The sequence below is a fragment of the Wenzhouxiangella sp. XN201 genome (assembly GCF_011008905.1).
GTDB lineage: Bacteria > Pseudomonadota > Gammaproteobacteria > Xanthomonadales > Wenzhouxiangellaceae > Wenzhouxiangella.
On record NZ_JAAIVI010000017.1, the window covers coordinates 818,560 to 836,952 of the forward strand.

General features: G+C 64.4%; 16 protein-coding genes. 6 read left to right on the plus strand and 10 right to left on the minus strand.

Annotated elements, in window-relative coordinates; genetic code table 11:
• Positions 1-28: 28 nt before the first annotated feature.
• The 5 genes from G4Y73_RS04125 to G4Y73_RS04145 all read right to left on the minus strand — a co-directional run bounded on the left by G4Y73_RS04125 (position 29) and on the right by G4Y73_RS04145 (position 5,846).
• Positions 29-568, minus strand: a complete 540-nt coding sequence (locus tag G4Y73_RS04125; RefSeq protein ID WP_164229722.1) for an ECF-type sigma factor — start codon at positions 566-568, stop codon at positions 29-31.
• A 47-nt stretch (positions 569-615) separates the two neighbouring features.
• Positions 616-1,278 (minus strand): putative 2OG-Fe(II) oxygenase, encoded by a 663-nt coding sequence (locus tag G4Y73_RS04130; protein WP_164229724.1) that lies wholly within the window; start codon positions 1,276-1,278, stop codon positions 616-618.
• Between the two features lie 72 nt (positions 1,279-1,350).
• Positions 1,351-4,248 carry a TonB-dependent receptor gene (locus G4Y73_RS04135; RefSeq protein ID WP_164229726.1) on the minus strand — a complete coding sequence of 966 codons (2,898 nt, stop codon included), beginning with the start codon at positions 4,246-4,248 and terminating at the stop codon, positions 1,351-1,353.
• A gap of 142 nt (positions 4,249-4,390) precedes the next feature.
• Positions 4,391-5,065 carry a response regulator transcription factor gene (locus tag G4Y73_RS04140; RefSeq protein ID WP_164229728.1) on the minus strand — a complete coding sequence of 225 codons (675 nt, stop codon included), beginning with the start codon at positions 5,063-5,065 and terminating at the stop codon, positions 4,391-4,393.
• A gap of 10 nt (positions 5,066-5,075) precedes the next feature.
• Positions 5,076-5,846 (minus strand): 3-hydroxybutyrate dehydrogenase, encoded by a 771-nt coding sequence (locus G4Y73_RS04145; protein ID WP_205596471.1) that lies wholly within the window; start codon positions 5,844-5,846, stop codon positions 5,076-5,078.
• 155 nt (positions 5,847-6,001) lie between these two features.
• Between G4Y73_RS04145 and G4Y73_RS04150 the strand changes: the two genes are divergently transcribed.
• Complete coding sequence (locus G4Y73_RS04150; RefSeq protein ID WP_164229730.1) at positions 6,002-7,798, plus strand: 3-hydroxybutyrate oligomer hydrolase family protein; 1,797 nt, start codon at positions 6,002-6,004, stop codon at positions 7,796-7,798.
• Between the two features lie 20 nt (positions 7,799-7,818).
• On the opposite strand, the gene G4Y73_RS04155 is transcribed toward G4Y73_RS04150, so the two are convergent.
• Complete coding sequence (locus G4Y73_RS04155; RefSeq protein WP_164229732.1) at positions 7,819-8,256, minus strand: hypothetical protein; 438 nt, start codon at positions 8,254-8,256, stop codon at positions 7,819-7,821.
• Between the two features lie 57 nt (positions 8,257-8,313).
• On the opposite strand from G4Y73_RS04155, the gene G4Y73_RS04160 reads away from it, so the two are divergent.
• Together G4Y73_RS04160 and G4Y73_RS04165 are read left to right on the plus strand one after the other, a co-directional pair.
• Positions 8,314-9,261: a YihY/virulence factor BrkB family protein gene (locus tag G4Y73_RS04160; protein ID WP_164229734.1), complete on the plus strand. Its 948-nt coding sequence runs from the start codon at positions 8,314-8,316 to the stop codon at positions 9,259-9,261.
• A gap of 5 nt (positions 9,262-9,266) precedes the next feature.
• Positions 9,267-9,803 carry a class IV adenylate cyclase gene (locus G4Y73_RS04165; protein ID WP_164229736.1) on the plus strand — a complete coding sequence of 179 codons (537 nt, stop codon included), beginning with the start codon at positions 9,267-9,269 and terminating at the stop codon, positions 9,801-9,803.
• A gap of 6 nt (positions 9,804-9,809) precedes the next feature.
• Here the strand turns inward: G4Y73_RS04165 and G4Y73_RS04170 are convergent, their stop codons facing one another.
• Both G4Y73_RS04170 and G4Y73_RS04175 read right to left on the minus strand, forming a co-directional pair.
• Positions 9,810-10,847 (minus strand): DUF3524 domain-containing protein, encoded by a 1,038-nt coding sequence (locus tag G4Y73_RS04170; RefSeq protein WP_164229738.1) that lies wholly within the window; start codon positions 10,845-10,847, stop codon positions 9,810-9,812.
• 32 nt (positions 10,848-10,879) lie between these two features.
• On the minus strand, positions 10,880-12,517 hold the full coding sequence (locus G4Y73_RS04175) for an AMP-binding protein (RefSeq protein WP_164229740.1): 1,638 nt from the start codon (positions 12,515-12,517) through the stop codon (positions 10,880-10,882).
• 97 nt (positions 12,518-12,614) lie between these two features.
• On the opposite strand from G4Y73_RS04175, the gene G4Y73_RS04180 reads away from it, so the two are divergent.
• Positions 12,615-13,913: a replication-associated recombination protein A gene (locus G4Y73_RS04180; RefSeq protein WP_164229742.1), complete on the plus strand. Its 1,299-nt coding sequence runs from the start codon at positions 12,615-12,617 to the stop codon at positions 13,911-13,913.
• A gap of 133 nt (positions 13,914-14,046) precedes the next feature.
• The gene (locus G4Y73_RS04185; RefSeq protein ID WP_164229744.1) at positions 14,047-14,457 is read left to right on the plus strand and encodes a hypothetical protein; all 411 of its coding nucleotides are present in this window, start codon (positions 14,047-14,049) and stop codon (positions 14,455-14,457) included.
• An 8-nt stretch (positions 14,458-14,465) separates the two neighbouring features.
• On the opposite strand, the gene G4Y73_RS04190 is transcribed toward G4Y73_RS04185, so the two are convergent.
• Positions 14,466-16,922, minus strand: a complete 2,457-nt coding sequence (locus tag G4Y73_RS04190) for an FtsX-like permease family protein (protein WP_164229746.1) — start codon at positions 16,920-16,922, stop codon at positions 14,466-14,468.
• 82 nt (positions 16,923-17,004) lie between these two features.
• The gene (locus G4Y73_RS04195) at positions 17,005-17,724 is read right to left on the minus strand and encodes an ATP-binding cassette domain-containing protein (RefSeq protein ID WP_164229748.1); all 720 of its coding nucleotides are present in this window, start codon (positions 17,722-17,724) and stop codon (positions 17,005-17,007) included.
• Here G4Y73_RS04195 and G4Y73_RS04200 point away from each other — a divergent pair.
• Positions 17,723-18,337 carry an arylesterase gene (locus G4Y73_RS04200; protein WP_164229750.1) on the plus strand — a complete coding sequence of 205 codons (615 nt, stop codon included), beginning with the start codon at positions 17,723-17,725 and terminating at the stop codon, positions 18,335-18,337. The genes G4Y73_RS04195 and G4Y73_RS04200 overlap by 2 nt on opposite strands.
• Positions 18,338-18,393 lie beyond the last annotated feature (56 nt).

The following is an 18,393-nucleotide window of genomic DNA, read 5'->3' on the forward strand; positions in this document are numbered from 1 at the left end:
TCCGGCCTGGCCCTCGTGAAAGCGTTCCTTAATCGCTCTCCAGGCTGGATGCCAGGAGGGCTTTTGCTCGCTTCCAGTCGCGCGCGGCGGTTCGCGCCGATATGCTGAGCACATCCGCGGCGTCCTCGTTGGACAGGCCGGTGAAGAAGCGCAACTCGACCAGACGACACAGGCGCGGATCCAGACCGTCGAGTTCGTTCATGGCCTCGTCGATGTCGATGATCCGTCCGATGTCGGTCACGGTTGCTGCATCATCCTCGCCGAGTTCCACCCGCACGGCGTCGCCGCCGCGCTTGCGAGCCAGCCGATAGCGCGCGTAGTCGACGACCATGCGTCGCATGGCCACCGCAGCCACGCCCAGGAAATGCCGCCGATCGCGAAAGTCGCTGTCTCCGGCCGCCAGTCGCAGCCAGGCTTCGTGCACCAGTGCGGTGGTGTTGAGCGTGGCCGAAGGTATGAGCTGGCGTTCACGCCGGGCGATGCGCCGGAGTTCCTGATAGAGATGCTCCAGGCGTTGGCGATCGGCAGGGTGGAAGCTGTCTGCGGGGTCAGGGTTGTGCTCGTTCATCCGTGTCGCTCGTCAAGGCCGCCCTGTGCTTTTCGACACGCAGTGTCTCATGCCGACTGAAACCAGAAATTCGAGGCCACGGTAATCCGTTCGCTGCTGCCGTAATAGGGCGCCACCTCGTGCATCAAATGCGACGGAAACACGATCAGCTGGCCCGGCTCCAGCCGATAGTTGATCGAGCCGTGCCCGTAGGGTCGGCGCAGGTGCATGTTGCCGGGGTCGAGATACATGCTCGCTGCCGGCCGTGCATCGAGGAAGCGCAGCACACCGTTGTCGGGGTTCAGGGCGCCCTCGTCATCGCCGGACGTGACGCAGTAGACGCTTGACCAGGCCGCCATGGGGTGGTTGTGGACCGAGGCATAGCCGCCGCTTCGTGTGATGTGAAACCAGCTGTGATTGGATACACGCAGCCGCCGCATCTGATCCTCGCTGTACCCGTTGAGCTCCTGAACCACACGCACGACGCTGCCGACCACGAAGCGTTTCAACGCCTGGACGCATTCATCCGGCCAGGCGAAGAGGCTGAACTCCGACTCGAAGACATTGTGCTTGAGCGTGGGGGTCGGCGGATCGGGCTCGATCTCCGGGCCTTCACGTTCCAGAAACAGGATCTTCAGGGCACGATTGAGCGGCTCCGGATCGGGATGTCGCGTTTCCACCAGGGGTGCGGCGAATGCGGGCGTGACGTTGAGCGGGCTTTTCTGGGTCATACCGGTAACTCAATGGAAAAGGCCCGCGAGCGAGTCGCTCGCGGGCCACGCGCCTCCAACTGATCGTGCGTGTCAGAAATCGAAGTTGACGCGGGCATAGTAGAACTGCCCGGGAATCCGATGCTGACTGGCATCGAAGCTGTTGGCAAAGGCCGACATCGAAACCGGCGGATCCTCATCGAAGACGTTGTCCACACCGATGGTGAACTTGCTGTCCGCGAAGTCCCAGTCGTCAAAGAAGTAGGACAGCTGGAAGTCGTTGTAGACCACCGAATCCAGTTTGTTGGTCGGATTGACCGGGTCGGGGTTGGAGCACAGCCCCAGTTCTACGAAGCTGGGCGACAGACCATCGTTGCAGCCTTCGGTGTAACTGTGGATGTACTGGACATTCCAGACCGCTTCCCAGTCACCCAGGCCCCAGATCAGGTCGAGGTTGCTGCGCCACTTCGGGAAACTGCGATCAGGCTGGCCGGGCAGCATCGTTCCGAGCAGGTCGCGGACTTCCTCCGGAGCGTCGGGATCGGAGAAATCGGGCACCGACTCTTCGAACTTCGACGTATAGGTACCGCGCCAGATCGTGCGCAGATTGCCCCAGGACTGTTCGCCGAAGCGGTAGTCGATGGACCAGTCCACGCCGGCCGTTTCCGTGCCGCCGATATTGACCTGGGTGTCGAGCAGGCTTGAGACCTCGCCCGAGGACGAACGCTCGACCAGGTTGCACAGCCGCAACGAGAAGGCGCAGGCATCGAGAATGCTCTGGGCGCCGATCGAGGATATGGAGTTATCCAGCTCGATGTTGTAGTAGTCGATCGCCACGTTCAGGCCTGGAACGGCTTCCGGCGTCCACACGGTACCGACGGTGAACGACTCGGAGGTTTCGGGCTCGAGGTCGGGGTTGCCGCCGGTGGTGATCCGGATCTGCGTGTTGATCTGCTCGTAGCTGCCGTCGGCCGGTACGCCCTGGCTGATGCAATTGTCGATCACTTCCTGGGAAACACCGGTGTCGAGGAAGTTCGAGCAGGGATCGGCCAGCTCGGGATCGGCCACGCCCTGTCCACCGAACAGTTCCTGCACGCCCGGGGCCCGGAAGCCTTCGGCATAGCTCGCCCGGACCAGCATGTCCTGATAGGGGCGCCAGCGCACCCCGAGGCGGCTGGTGGTTTCGGTGCCGAACTGCTCGAAGTCGGATGCGCGCACGGAGGCGTCGAGCTCGAGCAGATCCGCGCCCGGCACGTCGGCCAGCAGCGGAACGTTGACCTCGGCATACCAGGCCTCGAGGTTGAGGCGGCCGGAAGTCGGCGCGCGCTGGCCGCCGCTGACGCTGGATGCGCCGGAACCAGCCTGGGCCAGCGGATCCGGGGTGTCGGCCGCGAACTCACGGCGTTTTTCGAAGCCGGCGGCAAAGGCCAGCGGCCCGGCGGGCAGGTCGAACAACTCGCCGCCGATGTTGGCCAGCCAATTGGCCATCTTCTGCTCGTTCTGTTCCAGCGCCGTGTAGGTCACGTAGTCGACCATCTCGGGGGTGATCGACCCGCCGCTGCCGGGAGCGTTGCCGGTGCCCTGCTGGCCGCCGAAGATATTGAACGGCACGCAGGATCCGGTGCACTGGTCGATCGGTCCCAGCGCCCGCGCCAGGCGGTCGTGGTTGAGCAGGTTCTCGATGTTGGCATTGCGCTCCGAGCGCGAGAAGGTGTAGGACACATCCCAGTCGAATAGCCGGTCAGCGATCTCGAAGTTGCCTTCAAATCCGCCGGTCCAGCGCCAGGTATCGACCTTGCCGTTGTAGTTGCGCGTGCCGGCTTCGACGAAGCGTCGGCCAATCAGGATCAGGTTATCGCGTGCGTCGAGGTCGAAACCGAAGGGGTTGTAGGGGTTGTCGGCCGATACGCCCACGTCCAGGGGCAGGATCCCGGCCGAACCCATAAAGATTGGCACCGGCGCCTGCAGCTGGGTTGATTCGCGGCGATTGTAGAAGGCCTCGGTGAAGAAGCGGACTTCCGGCGAGAACTCGTGTGTGGCCTGGATATAGGCCGAGGTCTGCTCGAGCGGAATCTGCAGGTAGTTGTCCGGGGCGAAGTTGAAACGGTCCGCAGTGCCGTCAAAGGTTCGAAAATCGCCCAGGCTTGGCATGCCGGTCCCCGGGTCGCGCGTGAGATCAACGGTTTCGCCCGTTTCCGGATTGGTGAAAACAAAACGACCTTCGGGGGTGGCGGACGAGCCGCGGCTGATGGCGCCACCGAAGGTGTCTGCACCGAACTGTGGCACTCGCGAAATCTTGCGGTCGGCCGCCATGATTTCCTTCTGCTTGGTGTAGCTGAGGTTCAGCAGCAGGTTGCTGTTGTCATCGCCGCGGCCGATGGTGAAGCTGTAGGCCTCTTCCTCGCCGTCGCTTTCGCTGGTCTGGCCGTACTGCGCACTGGCCGAAGTGCCGGTGAAATTCTTGCGCGTGATGACATTGATGACGCCGGCGATGGCATCCGAGCCGTAGACCGAGGAGGCGCCGCCGGTGAGGATCTCGATACGCTCGATCGCGGCCGTCGGGATCGTACTCAGGTCCGCGGCATTGGCCACCCCGGCCTGGGTGGTTGCCTTGACCCAACGACGGCCGTTGACCATGACCAGGGTTCGCTCCGGCCCGAGGTTTCGGAGGGAGACGCGTTCACCGCCGTCCCCGCCCTGATCCGGCGCGTTGAAGGCTGTATTGAGCGCCGAGCCGGAAGCCGAAAACTCCTGCAACAGATCGCTTAGCCGCGTATGGCCGGTTCTCTCGATGGCCTCGCGGTCGATCACGGCGACCGGTGCGGGACCTTCCAGGTCATCGCGCCTGATGCGCGTACCGGTGACCTGCACCCGATCGAGGTCGGTCGATTCCGGTTCTTCCTGGGCGTGCGCGTTGCCGGCGATCATCGCCGGAAGCGCCGTTGCGAAAGCCACCGCAAACGCGGTGAGTCTAGGCTGATATTGCTTCATGGATTACGGTCTCCCTGATGCTTCTGTGAATGGCAGTCATCCCCCTCTCTTCACAAAAATGTCACATATGACCGGGTGATTGCAAGCTCACCGAGGCAATTCGTGAGCCAGGTACGGTCCGACTCAGGGGGGCAGGAGGTTTTCAGTCGTTTCCGGCCAGGCGGCTGGCCGGATCGACCAGTTCCAGGCGTCTGAGGGCAACGCCGGCCTGGGTTCGGTTACGCACTTCGAGCTTGTGGAGGATTTCGCTCATATGCGCCTTGACGGTACGTTCCTGGATGCCGAGCTCGTCGGCAATCTGCTTGTTGAGCCAGCCGTCGGCAACCAGCGAAAGCACACGGAACTGCTGCGGGGTGAGGCCGGCGATGCGCTCGGCCAGCAGCAGGTCTTCGTCGTTGGAATCGAGGTCGGCCACCGCGCGCTCGAGGTGCGGCGGCACCCATTCGCGACAGTCGAGCACGGCATCGAGGGCGGCGGTCATCTCGTTCAGGCCTGAGCTTTTGGGAATGAAGCCGGCCGCGCCGTGATCGATCACGCGCCGGATGACGCGTGGATCTTCGTTGGCCGAAACCACCACCACGGCCACGGCTGGATGATTGCAGCGAATTGCGGCCAGGCCGGCCAGACCGTGACTGCCCGGCATGTGCAGGTCGAGCAAGACCAGGTCGATGGCCTCGTGCGTCTCAAGCAGGGCCGTGGTTTCGGGCAGATCGCGCGCCTCGAGGATGTCGACATCGTCCATGCAGGCGCTCAAGGCCTGAACCAGGGCGGTTCTGAACAGCGGGTGATCGTCGGCAATCAGGACGCGCGTGGCCATGGACAGGAGACTACTGTACAGTCCAGCCGCCGTCGACAACGATGCACTGGCCGGTAATATTGCGGGCCGGCGGCGTCAGAAGGAAGGCGCAGATACCGGCCAGTTCCTCGAAGGAAATGAACACGCCCTTGGGCATCGGCTTGAGCATGATCTCGTCAACCACCCGGTCTTCCGAGATGCCGTGGGTTTTCGCCTGGTCGGCAATCTGTTTCTCGACCAGTGGCGTTTTGACGTAGGTCGGGCAGATGGTGTTGACGGTGATGTCGGTATCGGCCGTTTCCAGCGCGAGCACCTTGGAAAAACCGGTCAGGCCGTGCTTGGCGGCGACGTAGGCGCTCTTGTACGGGCTGGCGACCAGGGAGTGAATCGAGCCGATGTTGATGATTCTCCCGTAGCCTTGTTGACGCATACCCGGCAGCAGGGCGCGGGTGAGCCGGGCGGTGCCGGTGAGCATGACCTGGACCAGCTGATCCCACTTGTCCATCGGGAAATCCTCCAGCCGGGCTACGTGCTGGAGGCCGGCATTGTTGACCAGTACGTCGACCGGGCGATCGAGTCCCGACGCCAGCCGCTCGACATCGCTATCACGGCTTACGTCCAGGGCATGACCTTCCGCGCTGCCGCCGGCATTCACGATTCCTTCGACCACGGCATCGACCGATTCGGCGTTCAGGTCCGTGACGAGAATGTGGTGACCGGCGGCGGCCAGTTCGGTGGCAATGCCGGCGCCGATGCCGCTGCCGGCACCGGTGATCAGAATACGCTGCACTCGATCGTTCATGCTCGGATTGATTCTCCTGACAAACCTGTCCGGCTTGGTTCTGGCAAAGCCTAGCAAACACCGGTCAAGCGCGAAGCTGTACCAAAGTCCATTGCCCGCGAATCCACACGCGCTGCTAAAGTGAATCCCCAATCAGGATACCGGGTGAAGTTTCGATGATGTCTGCAAGATCCCTGTTCAGCCTTGCGATCGCAAGCCTCCTGGTCGCCTGCCAGCCCGCCGACAGGGGCTCCGAAGAGACCTCGCGCAGCGGACTCGATCTCACCATCCGTAGCACTGAGCACCGCGAAGGCGATGATCTGCTGAGCGCTGGTCTGGGTTTGGACGGCCTGACCTCCGAAGCACCCCGGCCGGCCGATCCGGACGCCCCTGACGCTGCCGAGTTGCGCCGCCTGGCCATCTACAAGGCCTGGAACGGTATCTATTCGCTGACACCTGCCGGTGGTGTGGGCGGCCTGCTCGATGACCTTCCGACGATCCCGGGGCGCGAGTTTCAGGCTCTGGTAAAGGTCGAGGATGCCACGCATCCCATCCGCATCCTGGTGCAGCTTCCGGATGACTTCGACACCGAAAAGCCTTGCCTGGTGGTGGCGCCGGCATCGGGTTCGCGCGGCGTCTACGGCGCGATCGCGTTCGCCGGACCCTGGGCCCTGCCGGCCGGTTGTGCCGTGGCCTATACCGACAAGGGGGCCGGTACCGATTTTTTCGACTATTCCGACAGCAGCGGTACCGGCCTGGACGGCCGCCGTGTGCATGCTGATGAGGGCGCGCTGGCGTTTCGGCCCGAGGCCGCGCCGGAATCCGATGCGGGTTCTGAAGTCATTGCCTTGCCTCACGTTCACTCCGGTGACAACCCGGAAGCCGACTGGGGCCATCACGTTCTGCGGGCGGCCAAGTTGGGCCTGCAAATCCTGTCGATGGAGCTGACCGAGCAGATCAATCCGGACAACACCCGGATCATTGCCGCTGGCCTGTCCAATGGCGGTGGTGCGGTACTGCGCGCGGCCGAGCTCGATGATCAGGGCCTGCTCGACGCGGTCGTGGCCGTGGCGCCCAACATCACGGCGCCGGAGGCGACCCCGCTGTTCGATGCCGCGCTTGCAGGGGCGCTCTACCAGCCTTGCCTGCTGGCCGATCCCGAAGCCGTTGCCGACATGCCGCTGGGCAATCCGATGCTCGCCGCCCTGGGTGAAGTTCGCTGCGAGTCTCTGGTGCAGGCCGGACTGCTCGATGCGCCCGAAGCGTCCGCAGCGCGGGACCGGCTGGTCGAGGCCGGCTTCGATGCACCCGCCCTGGAACAGTCGGCGGTCAATGTGGCGCTGGATTTATGGCGCACTATTGCTGCCAGTTATGCCTCGGCGTACCTGCGACGCGGTGCTTTCGACATGCCTTGTGGCTATCGCTATTCTGCCGCTGATGCCAGTACCGCACAGCGCCAGTCCTGGTGGGCCACGCACTCGGGGATCGGTCCGGGAGAGGGCATCGTGCTCGACGATGCCATGGCCGAAGGCCAGGACAGCACGCTGCCCGGGCTGCTGTGCCTGCATGAGCTGCGCATGGGCGAAGAGGCTGAAGCCGAGCGTCTCGACCAGGGCATCGAGGCGACGCGTGCCACCGCGGAACTGCCCGACATTCCGGTGGTGGTGATCCACGGCCGTGACGACGGGCTCGTTCCCGTGGCGCTGAGCTCACGCCCCTACGTCGAGCTCTCGCGTGAGAACGGGGCGCGCCTGGCCTATTGGGAAGTGGCCGACGCTCAGCACTTCGACGTACTGCTGGCCGCACCTGGCGTGGCCGGGCGTTACGTGCCGCTGCTGCCCTATGGCTGGCATGCGCTCGACCATATCGGCGCGGTTCTCGATGGCCGCCAGGCGCTCGGTGAGGACCGTCGAATCGATCCCGATCCGGCCCGGGCCGGCCAGCCTCTACGCGAAGCCGACCTCGGTCTGTAAGTCGATGAGCTAGTGGCGGATTAGCGGAGCACGCCGCGGCGCAACATCGCGCGGTTATAAAAGACCAGGAAAATGCTGACCAACGCGATTACGCCCGAGAAAATCAAGCCGCCGGTGCCCATGATCTCGGCGCCATTGGACAGGACGAAGTTCTGGAATGACGTGATCACCATGGCGACCAGCGAAATCACGAACAAGTGCAGGGCCCAGCGCAGGCGAAGCAGCATGGACAGCGATCCGAGCACGGCCGACCAGATGGCGATGGCCCAACAGGCCACGGCCCAAGTGGGGATGCCGTAGAAGAAGGCCAGCTGCTCTTCGGTAAAGGCAGACATGTAGGATTCAAGACGTAGCTGCGTTGCGACGTAATCGAAGGCGCCGACGGCATTCCACAGTACGGCAATCACGGCGACGATCCAGAAATGTACCGGCGGCCGAGAGGCGGGTGTATCGATCATGGCGGTTCCCTCTTCTATCGTTTTCGGCATTCTGCACCCGTCCGGTATCATCACGCAATGACGTCGAATCGATTAGCAAGCGCAGTCGGCTTCCTGCGCCGTTGGGGTGCCATTCTCAAAGCCGCCGGCAAAAACTGGCTCGATAGCCAAGCCTTTATCTATGCCGCGGCCCTGGCCTTCTTTACAGTCTTTTCGATCGCGCCGGTGATGATCGTGATCGTCGCCGTAGTCGGGCTGTTTCTGGGGGAGGAAACCGCACGCATCGAACTGATGAGCCAGATCGAGGCCGTACTTGGCGCCCAGGCCACGGGCGTGGTCGAGACGGCCATCGAGAATTCCCAGATCGAGAGCGGCGGATTGTGGCCGACCGTGGCGGGTATCGCGGCCACGGCGGTGGGTGCAACGACGGTCTTCGCCCAGATGCAGAAATCGCTCAATCAGATCTGGGATGTGGCGCCGCGGCCGTCGCGCAACAGCATCTGGCTGTTTATCAAGACGCGCGTTCTCTCGCTGACCATCGTGCTGGCGATCGGCTTCGTCCTGCTCGTCTCGCTGCTGCTCAGTGTCCTGGTTCGCGCCGTGATGACCCATGCCGAACAGTGGCTGCCGGTGCCGGGATGGACCATGATCGGTATCGAGATCCTGCTGTCCCTGGCCGTGGTGACGATGCTGTTCGCGGCGATCTTCCGAATCCTGCCGGATGTCGCGCTGCGCTGGTCCGAGGTGCTGGCCGGTGCCTTCGTCACGGCCTTGCTGTTCACGCTCGGACGGTCCCTGATCGCCTGGTACCTGGCGAACACGGCGGTGGCGTCGGCCTATGGTGCGGCCGGATCGCTCGTACTGCTGTTGCTCTGGGTTAACTACTCCTCGCTGATCCTGCTGTTCGGTGCTTCCATTTGCCGCTCGCGCCTGGAAGCCGATAACCGGCCGATCCGGCCGCGCAATACGGCCGTGCGAGTGCATCGCGAGTTGATCGAGGATTCAGGTCCGCAGAAAGGGCGTTGACCACCATGGCAAGAAATATCGAAATCAAGGCCCGCGTAGGCGATCCGGATGCGACGGCCAGGCGTGCTGCAAGCGTGGCCGAGGAAGGCCCCTGGACCATCGAGCAGGACGATACCTTCTTCGGCTGCCGGGACGGCCGTCTCAAGTTGCGCGATTTCGGCAACGGCAACGGCGAGCTGATCTTCTACCGTCGAGCTGACCAGGCCGGGCCGGGCCAGTCCGAATATCGCATCACGCCGACCGAAGACCCCGAGGGCCTGCGCGCTGTGCTGACGGATGCACTTGGCGTCACCGGACGGGTTTGCAAGCAACGCAAGCTCTACCTCGCGGGCCGAACGCGGATTCACCTTGACCATGTCGAGGGCCTGGGCGACTTTCTGGAGCTCGAAGTCGTGCTTTCCGACAGGGAGTCTTCCGCTATTGGCGAGTCCGAGGCGCGGTTCCTGATGGAGCGACTGCACATTGCCGAAGCGGACCTGGTTGAAGTGGCCTATGTCGACCTGATTGAGGAGTCCCGGGCATCGTCGGACGATCCGGATTGATCCGGATCATGCAATCAGCACGTTGCGCCAGCCTTGCGTGAGCTTTCGACTCGTCCAGCGACTCACGTCGGGCGCGTCGATCCGTGTGTCGGCCAGAACGTCGCGCAACCTGGAGACAAGTCCTTCGACGTCATCGGCCGGGTAGCGAAAGGGCTCGGGGTACTGCTCCGGATAACACAGCGCATCCGGCACGACCGGGATCGCGCCGGCGCTGACGGCTTCGAGCATGGACAGCCCCTGGAACTCGTGAACGGCGGTACTGACCACGATACCGGCACCGCCGAGCAGGGTGCGATAGTCCGCTCGCGGCAGCAGGCCGTCGGCAATGATGCGCTCGCCCAGATTTTGCCGGAGGCGTGACAGGGCAGTCGGTGTTTTGCGCGGGCGTTTGCCCAGCAGGGCAAGGCGGAAATCGACCCCCTCTTCGGCCAGGCGGCACACAGCCTCGGCAAACAACTCGGGTCGCTTGTCATACTCCCAGCGGTGATTCCATACAATCAGTCGCCGATCGCGGTTTTCGGCCGCCGGCACGGGTTCGATCGGCACCGGCAGGACGCGGCATTTCGGTGCCAGCCTGTCGCCGAGGTCGCGAGGTGCGCGATCGGGCATCTGGTCAGCGAACCGGTCGGCACCTTCCAGGAAGGTCTGCCGGTTGTAGTCGGAATTGAACAACAACTCGTCAGCCGCCAGGGCGCCGTAGATCTGCACGATGGCGTGCTCGATGCTCCTGACCTGGTTGTGGCTGACCGGGTAGGCCAGCTGGTTTTCGTGAAAGTAGTAAATCGTCGGCACCGCGGCCAGCTGTGGATGAATACCGCGCAGGGTGGCCAGGTCGACCATCGAAGTGGCCAGCACGCGATCCGGTGCCTGGGCGGGAATATCGTCGAGCCAGCTCAAGGGGTTGCCGCGGATGCGCCAGGCGAAGTGTCGGCCCGGCAGTTCGCGCACCGTCCACTCGATGCCCTCGACATGATTCTGCAGCCAGTCTGCCCAGGCGGCGTGGCTGTCGGAGCGGTAGGCGGACAGGAGCAGAATGCGGGTCATGGAAACGGGTTTCAGTTCGGCGGCTGAAGCCCTTAATCCTCGAAATGGACTTGGTTACCCGCGTCACCCGCGCGGGCGACCAGGTCGTTGTACTTAGCCTCGATCACGTCGCGCTTGATCTTGAGCGTGGGCGTGAGCAGGCCGTTATCGACCTCCCAGGTTTCGCTGACCACGATCAGGCTGGCAAGACGCTCGTGTGGTTCCAGATCGCGGTTCAGCCGGCCGAGGTCGGATTCGAGCTGCCGGGTCAACTGCGCCCGGTCATCGGGCGCATGATCGGCCAGCTGTACGAGCGCAACGGGTTGCGTCATGCCGCTGCCGAGAACGCAGGCCATCTCGATCCAGGAATTGCGCGCGAGCAGGCTTTCGATCGGCACCGGCGCGATGTATTTCCCCTTGGCCGTCTTGAACAACTCCTTGACCCGCCCGGTAATGGTCACCCAGCCGTTCTCGATAAAGGCGCGGTCCCCGGTGCGAAAGAAGCCGTCTTCGGTCATGCTTTCGGTGGTGAGCTCGTCGGCCTTGTAATAGCCGTCCATCAGGCAGGGGCAGCGAATCAGCAGTTCCTGCTCGTCGCTGACCTTCAGTTCGGCTTCGGGCAGGGCGCGACTGATGGTGCCGAAGCGCGGCTCGATGTCGAGCCCGATCTGTGTACCGTAGGCGAAAGTCTCGGTCATGCCCCAGCCTTCGCGAATGGTCACGCCGACGCGGTCCCACCATTCCAGCAGTGAGACGGCCATCGGCGCACTGCCACTGGCGAACCAGCGCACCTGGTCGATGCCCAGCCGTTTTTTGATCTTGCGCTTGATCAGCGTTGATACGAGCGGAATACGCAGCAGTCGATCGAGCTTTTCCGGAGGTAGTTTTTCGAGCACGCCGAGCTGAAAACGCTTCCACAGGCGAGGCACGGACCCGAACAACGTAGGCCGGGCGTGGCACAGGTCTTCGGCGAAGGTGTCAATGGACTCGGCGAAATACAGTGAGGTCTCGGCGTAGAAGCTCGCTGCCTCGACGTAGGCGCGTTCGGTGCAGTGCGAAAGCGGCAGGTAGGAGAACACACGGTCGCCCGGCTCCACGCCCAGAGCGGTCGGCAGGGTGCGCCCGACGAAGGCGAAGTTCGAGAAGCTGTGCACGGCGCCCTTTGGCGTACCCGTGCTGCCGGAGGTGTAGAGCAGGGTGGCCAGATCCTCTTCGCCGCGCTTGCGGGGCTGGAAGTCTCCGGCGGGCTGCTCGATCAGCTCGTCCCAGGACCGGTCGCCCCCGGTGTCGGGATAGGGCATGGCGATGGTTGTCACGCCTGCCGGCACACCGGCAAGGCGTTCGGCCGCCTGGTCGATCTTGCCGACAAAACAGGCACGGCAGCCGCTGTGCTCGAGAATCTGGCGGATGGTGTCGGCCTTGGCCGTGGGGTAGACCGGCACGCTGACCAGCCCGGCGAGAATGATGGCCATGTCGGCCAGCACCCAGTGGGCGCAGTTGCGCGAGATCAGGCCGACCCGGTCACCCGGTTCCAGCCCCAGCCGCTCCAGCGCGGCGGCCATGCGGCGCGCCTCGTCGAAGGCCTCGGCCCAGGTCCAGGTGTGCCACTCGCGTTCGATGGGCTGTGACAGGTAACGCTGGTCAGGCGTCTGCTTCGCCCGATGCGCCAGTTGATCCTGAATACCGCGCATGCTGGCTCCTCCCCTCGTATTGTGCTGTGGACCGGAGTATAGCAACGGCCGTCAGAGGCGCCGTCGGTATCCATTGCGGACGCGTAAAATGGCGGGCATGAGCGACCTGTTTGCAACCGAAGAAGAGCGAGCTGCGCCATCCGGCCCGCTGGCGGATCGGCTGCGTCCACAGCACTTCGACGAAGTGGTCGGACAGGACCACCTGCTCGGCGAGGCAGGGCCGCTCAAGCGCATGATCGACTCGGGCCGCGTCGTATCGCTGGTGTTCTGGGGGCCGCCGGGTACCGGCAAGACCACGCTGGCTCGCCTATTGGCGCAGGTCGGTGATCTGCACTTCGTGCAGATTTCGGCCATCTTCTCCGGCGTGGGCGATCTCAAGCAGATCTTCGAGGCTGCCAGGATCCGCCGCCGCAATGGTCAGGGCACGCTGTTGTTCGTCGACGAGATCCATCGTTTCAACCGGGCCCAACAGGACAGCTTCCTGCCGCATGTCGAGGACGGCACGATCACGCTGGTGGGCGCGACCACCGAGAACCCGAGTTTCGAGCTCAACGGGGCGCTGCTTTCACGCATGCAGGTGATGGTGCTGAAACGCCTCGACCATCAGGCGCTCGATCGGCTGCTGGCGCGGGCCGAGGCGCAACTGGGTCGAACCTTGCCGGTCGACGAGGCAGCACGCGAGATGCTGCTGGCCATGGCCGATGGCGACGGCCGCTACCTGCTCAACATGGCCGAGGCGATCGATGACCTGGCCGGCGATGCCGAGATGATCGACAGCGAGCGCCTGATGGGCCTGGTACAACGCCGTGCACCGGCCTATGACAAGGATCGCGAGGAACACTACAACCTGATCTCGGCCCTGCACAAATCCCTGCGCGGATCAGATGCCGATGCCGCGCTCTACTGGCTGGCGCGCATGCTGGTCGGGGGAGAGGACCCGCTCTATATTGCGCGCCGGCTGATTCGATTCGCCTCCGAGGATGTCGGCCTGGCCGATCCCCAGGCACTGGTCCAGGCACTGGCTGCGCGCGAGGCCTACGAGGTGCTGGGTTCACCCGAGGGCGAGCTGGCCATTGTCCAGGCCACCCTCTACCTGGCGACGGCACCCAAGTCCAATGCGACTTACAAGGCGGCCGGCGCAGCATGGCGCTCGGCGAAGGAGACCGGTTCCCTCATGCCCCCGGCCCATATTCTCAATGCGCCCACCGGCCTGATGAAGGAGCTGGGTTACGGGCGCGACTATGTCTACGATCACGATACCGAGGCCGGGTTTTCCGGGCAGAATTACTTTCCCGAAGGTCTCGAGCGGCAGCCGTTCTATCGGCCGCCGGAGCGCGGATTCGAGCGTGAAATCGCCAGGCGCCTGGCCTGGTGGGCGCGAAAACGCTCAACCTGAGTCGGCAGCGGTGTCCGCCGTACGGTTGTCCTGCGCCGCTAATCGGTTTTCGTTTCGGGCAAATGTGCGATATATTTCACCAATCAGGCTCGATTGAATGATCGGGTCGCCAGCTCGAAGAGCGGAGGTTGCCATGCCACGCCGTGAACGTGACGACGACATCTACGAGTTTTTCGACGAGGAGACGCTCAAGCGGGCCGACGAGCTGGTCTCGTCCCTGTCGAGCACCCTGGGCCTCGAGCGCCGCGGTCAGACCACCTACTACCAGGGCGCGGTTGCGGACATGAACCAGTCCGGCAGCCGCTTCATCAAGGTGACGGTGGCCGACTCGGGCAACAACGGCGAACAGCTGGTGCTGGTCAGCGAGCAGCCGCTCTCGGTTTCGAACAAGGCGCTACTCGTTTACCGCGCCGGCCCCGGCCATGATCTCAAATATATGGGCCTGACCAGCGAGTCCCGGCCCGGCCGGCGGCAGGAAGACGAGGGCGAGAACAGGTTTTTCACCATATACACCATCAACCAGGACGTGCGGCGGCAGCGCTGATCGCTTCGTCAACCCCCGGCGCGCAGGATGCGCATGGGTGACACCCCGAGCACACTGCGGTTGCCCAGCCAGCCGCTGCCCATGACGATCACGACAGCTGCCGCCAGGCCGGTGCCGAGCAGGCTCGCCGAGGGGCGGTAGGCAAACTCGAACAGCTCGCTCGCCAGCAGCCAGCCGGTCAGCGCAGCACCCCCGGTGGCCAGCACGGCCGCAATGATGGCCATCACCCCGTACTCGATCAGCAGTCCGCGCCGGACCATGGCGTTATCGGCGCCCAGGGCCCGGATCAATGCGGCTTCCTGGCGGCGTTCGTCGCGGGTCGCTTCGAGTGCAGCCAGCAGCACCACCAGGCCAGCCAGCAGGGTAAAGAAGAACACCACCTGGGCGGCCGTGGTCACGCGATCGATGATTTCGCTCACGCGGTCGAGCAGGGCGCCGATGTCGATGATCGACACGTTGGGCCAGGCCTGCTGGATGTCGCGCAAGGAACCGGCCGTCTCGGGCCAGCGAAAACTGGCAATGAACTGGTGGGGCAGCACCTCGCCGGCACTCGGTGTCAGCAGAATGAAAAAGTTGACGTTGAACGACTCCCACTCGACCTCACGCATGCTGGTCACGGTGGCCTCGATGCGGCGGGCGCCGGCCTCGAAAGTCATGCTGTCGCCCAGGCCGATGCCGGTGCGTTCCGACCAGCGTTGTGCCAGGGAGATTTCGCCTTCGGAATCCGCTTTGAAGAACTCGCCTTCGGTGACGCGATTGGCCGGCGGCAGGTGGTCGATCCAGGAGACATTCACCTGTCCGGCCCAGCGATGATCCGGCGGCGGCTCGCCGTTGACCTCGACCAGGTTGACCGTGGCCATCGGTCGCAGTTGCAGGTTGCTGGCACCGGCCCCGGCCAGGGCAGCCTCGACGGCATCTCGCTGGTCGGGCTGAATATTGACCACGAAGTGATCGGCGGTGTCGGGCGGCAGACTGCTGCGCCACTGCTCGAGTAGTTCGCTGCGCACGATCATCAACAGCAGCAGCGCCATCAGGCCCAGGCCCAGCGCGGTGATCTGGACGATGCCCTGGCCGCGACGCCGATGCAGTCCGGCCAGGCCGAACCGCCATCCGGCCCGCGTGCGGCGGGCGAGCCACTGCGTGGCCAGCATCGCCAGCCAGGCTGACAGGGCCAGCAGGGCGGCCAGGGCTGCCGAGCCGCCCAGCACGATCAGCGCGAGCCGGAATTCTCCCAGTTGCAGCACCGGGATGGCCAGTGCTCCGGCCACGGGCAGCAGCCAGGGCCAGCCGGAAAGTCCCGGCCGCGAATCGAGCGAGCGATTGAGAATACGTATCGGCGCGACCGCGCGCAGGCCGATCAGCGGGGGCAGGGCAAAGCCGGCGGCCAGTAGCAGGGTGAAGGCGGCGCTGCCGAGCAGCGGCAGGGCGCGCACCGCGGGCAAGGGGCCGGCCGGGCCGTCGGCCAGGATCGTGGCAATCACGGCCTGGGCACCCAGGCCGAGCAGTCCGCCAACGACGATGCCCGCCAGCGCAAGCCACAGCAGCATCAGGGTGAGCGCGCGCAGAATCGACCCGCTTTCGGCGCCGAAAGCCTTGAGCAGGGCGACCAGGTCGCGCTGTGTGCGTGAAAAGCGCAGTGCGGCGAGCAGCACGGCCACACCGGCGAGAATCACGGCGGTCAGGGCGGCCACGCCCAGGAAGCGGCGTGCCTGGGTCAGGGCCTGGCCGGTTTCGGCCTCGGCCTCGGCTGTGGTTTCGATCTCCTGCCGTTGTTCGAGCCGGGGCTCGACCCAGTTCCGGAACGCGGCGACCGCCGGTTCGCTGCCGGCCACCAACAGGCGCCAGCGAACGCGCGAGCCGGGCCCGATCAATTCGCTCTCCAGCAAGTCATCCATGTGGACGATCAGTCGCGGGGCCAGCATGAAACGGCTGCCGCCGCGGTCGGGTTCCCAGGTCAGAACCCGGTCGATGGTGATCGGGCGGCGGCCGATCTCGGTTTCTGCACCGGTGTCGGTCTCGAACAGACGCAGCCCGCGGGCGGCCATCCAGCCCAAGCCCGGTTCGGGGCCGGTCGTCAGGATCACTTCGTCACCGCCGAGGTGTTCGGCAATCTTGAGCTGTCCGCGCAGGGGATAGCCGTCGGTCACCGCCTTGAGATCGACCAGGTGGCTTTCCTCGCCGACGAACAGGATGGTCGACAGCAGCGCGATTTCGGCCGTTTCCAGGCCCAGTTCGGCGGCTTTCTGGTGGTACGCCTCCGGCAATCGCTCGCGCCCGGTCACGACCAGGTCGGCGGCCAGCACTTCCCCGGCCTGGCGCTCCAGCGCCCGCCCGACCCGGTCGGTAAACAGGCTCACCGCCGAAAGCGCCGCGGTGGCCACGACCAGCCCGGCAAACAGCATCACCAGGGCGCTGGAGCGCCACTGGCGGGTCAGCAGCTTGAGGGAGAGAGTGGTGGCGTTCATCGGGGGCCGCACCGATTGTTGCGTTTGGTCATTGGGGAATTGGAGCTTGAAAATTGTTTGAGAATTGGCATTTGAAAATTGATCATTGCGAGCGCTCCGCACGCTCAACCGCCATCTCGCCCTGTACCAGCGAGCCATCCACCATCTCTTCCACCCGCCCACACCGCCGAGCGAGCCTGACATCGTGGGTGACGAGCACCAGCGCGGTGCCATGGTGTTCGTTGAGATCGAACAGCAGGTCGGCCACGGCCCCGCCGGTACGTTGGTCGAGGTTGCCGGTGGGTTCGTCGGCGAACAGGATGTCGGGTTCGCCGGCAAAGGCGCGGGCGATCGCCACGCGCTGTTGTTCGCCGCCGGAGAGCTGGCGCGGGTAATGCTCCAGGCGCGGGCTCAGGCCGACCTGGTCGAGTGCCCGCCGGGCGCGCGTGTTGACGTCCTCGAAGCCGGCAATTTCCAGCGCCAGTTTGACGTTTTCCAGCGCCGTCAGACTGGGCAGCAGGTGAAAACTCTGGAAGACGAAGCCGACGTGGCGCCGGCGGACGCGGGCCCGGCTGTTTTCGTCGAGCGCATTGAGATCGGCGTCGATCAGCCGGATATCTCCGACAGTCGGCTGGTCCAGCCCCGCCAGCAGGCCCAGCAGGGTGGTCTTGCCGGAACCGGAGGCTCCGACAATGGCCAGCGTTTCGCCGGCGTTCAGGTCCAGGCTGATATCGTGCAGGATATCGAGCCGCCCGCCGGGGGCATCGACACTGTAGCCGACCCGGCGGGCCGACAGAATGTTCTTCTGACCGGAATCGTTCATGTTCAACCGTCTGTTATGTAACGTGATCGCCCGATTGATGCTTGGCAGTGTATTGTGCCTGCCCGCGCACGCCGCCACCGTCATGATTGTCGGTGACAGTCTGTCCGATGCCTATTCCATTCCGCGTGAATCGGGCTGGGTGGAACTGTTGTCGGAGCGCGTCGATGGCGAGCACGAGATCGTCAATGCCAGTATTTCGGGCGAGACCACCGCCGGAGCGGCCAGCCGCATCGACGGACTGCTGGAAGCCCACCGGCCGGACCTGCTGCTGATCATCCTGGGCGGCAACGACGGCCTGCGCGGACTTTCGCCGGCCCAGACCGAAGATAATCTGGCGGCCGTGATCGAGAAAGGCAAGTCAGCCGGTGCCACCGTGGCCCTGATGCAGATCCGCCTGCCGCCCAATCTCGGCCCGGTTTACATCGAGCGCTTCGAGGCGGTCTTTCCACGCCTGGCAGAACGCTACGACATCGAGCTGCTGCCGTTCTTCCTCAACGACGTGTTCGACCAACCCGGAATGCTGATGGATGACGGCATTCACCCCACGGTCGAGGCCCAGCCGTTGATGCTCGAAGCCGTGTGGTCGGGGCTGGAGGCGCTGTTGTCCGAATGAGCGGGCGAATCGGTCGCCTGGAGGCCGGCTGACACCGTCAACGCCTTCCCTGTATC